At 47.6% G+C, this 1802-nt stretch carries 2 protein-coding genes; one reads left to right on the top strand and one right to left on the bottom strand.

Annotated elements, in window-relative coordinates; translation table 11 throughout:
* A partial coding sequence (locus B3182_RS04425) for a pentapeptide repeat-containing protein (RefSeq protein WP_292751708.1) occupies window positions 1-770 on the bottom strand: 770 nt, incomplete at its 3' end.
* A 63-nt stretch (window positions 771-833) separates the two neighbouring features.
* Between B3182_RS04425 and B3182_RS04430 the strand changes: the two genes are divergently transcribed.
* The coding region (locus tag B3182_RS04430) for a hypothetical protein (RefSeq protein WP_292751711.1) at window positions 834-1802 on the top strand (969 nt) is incomplete at its 3' end.

Consider the following 1802-nt stretch of genomic DNA (forward strand, 5'->3'; position numbering starts at 1 on the left):
CCCAGTTTGGCATCACGTAAATTGGCAAAACTCAAATCACTGTCGGATAAATTACTGTAAGACAAATCAGCCTGCTGCAGGTTGGCTCCTTTCAAATTGGCCCCCTGTAAATTGGTATAACTCAGGTTACTAAGTGGTAAATCTGCATAGCTTAAGTCAGTCCCAACCAAATCAGCATTCATCATATTTGACATGGCGAGTCCGCTGTTGCGAAGGTTGGCTCCCGTTAACGTGGCTGAAGGGATGTCCAAGCCGGGTTTCAGACAGTTTTCCCAATTCACCAACGGGGCTGGAGCAGTGTCGCAATCTGCTTCAGAAATATTCGAAGGGGTTGGGAATAAAATCGCACCTACAAATACACTGGTTAAAATCACACTGATAGTAAATATCGGCCAAAAACGGGCAGGACGTTCAGGTTTGAGTCTTTTTAATAATTCACTGCGCTGTTGGCGCTGCTGAATTAAAAAGTCCGGTTCCTGTTTGCGTCGCTGTTGCCGACGCATTTCACGTTCGGCTTCGGTAAGAGGCTGTTCATTGCGCCTATCAAAACCATCACGTTCATCAATGGGTAAGGGAGGGGGGATGACCGGGTCAACAGTGTCCAGGGCGATGATATCGCCCAGCGGTTGCCAATATTTCTGATCAGTGCTGACTTCCGTTTGAGCATTAATTCTGCCCAATTGCAGGTTACTTTTCAGCAGGGCCTTTGTGAAAGGGCCACTGATGGTCTTATCCTGGCGTGTATACCATTTTGTACTGAATTTATTCATTGACCGGTCTTTGGCAACAAGTTGGTTGCTATACTAGCATTGTGTTTAATGCTGGGTGAATTCATGCAAATACCTCAGAGCTCACAGGCTGCTCAGGTCATTGTTACGGAAACTGCAAGTCGCACGCTGCCGCTTACTCCTGGTCAGGTTGCGCAGGCGGTGGTGGTCTCAGCAGGTAAAGCCGGTGAAAATGTTGATATTCAATTGGCGGGAAAAATCGTCACCATTCAGGCTGGTGTGGATTTGCAACGTGGTCAGACTATCGAACTACAGCGGTCCGATAGCGCTGATAAAGTGGCGTTTAAACTGATTTCAGTCGCAGCCGTTTCTTCCGTTTCGACCGATCTGCGTCCGGGGCAAACGCTATTGGCTGAGGTCATTAAGTTGCTGCCCCAGCAATCCATCTTGCTGGCGCTGCAGCAAACAGGAAAGGTATCTGTTCCCCTGGAATTGGATATCAGCAGACTAAGTTCCAGCTTTAGACCCGGTCAGCAACTTTTAGTGCAAATTCTCAGTAACTCACCGTTAAGTGTGGCTTTACAAACTCCCAATCAAACTTCCTCAGAAACCATGGTTTCCCACCAACGTCGTTTAATGCCAATGGTTTTAGCTCAGCCACCACAATTGCAAAATGTTATCAATGCATTACCTGAATTGAAAAACATGCTGCCGGTGCAAAATGCCGTGAGCCAACTTTGGCAAAATATTCGCGAATTACAGACTGTCCAGCAACCTACCAATTTACAGCAGGCCATTCAGCAGTCAGGCGTATTCCTGGAACGACAGTTACTGCAGCCCAATCCGAGTTTAACTGGAGACTTTAAAGCCAATTTGCTGAAACTGGCTGCTGCGTTGGAAGGGCAGATCCGACAGACAGCAAATGGACAAATCAATGCTCAGAATCTTCCGCCGGAGATTCGAACTGCACTGATAAATCTGCTCAATCAGCCAGCGGCTTTACAGCAATTGCCATCTCATATAACCAGTGCTTTACTGGCTGGCGGGCAGACGCCAGCGCAGTTGCTTACCACG

Source organism: Methylophaga sp. UBA4204, from assembly GCF_002379485.1.
In the GTDB taxonomy this organism is placed as follows: Bacteria; Pseudomonadota; Gammaproteobacteria; order Nitrosococcales; family Methylophagaceae; genus Methylophaga.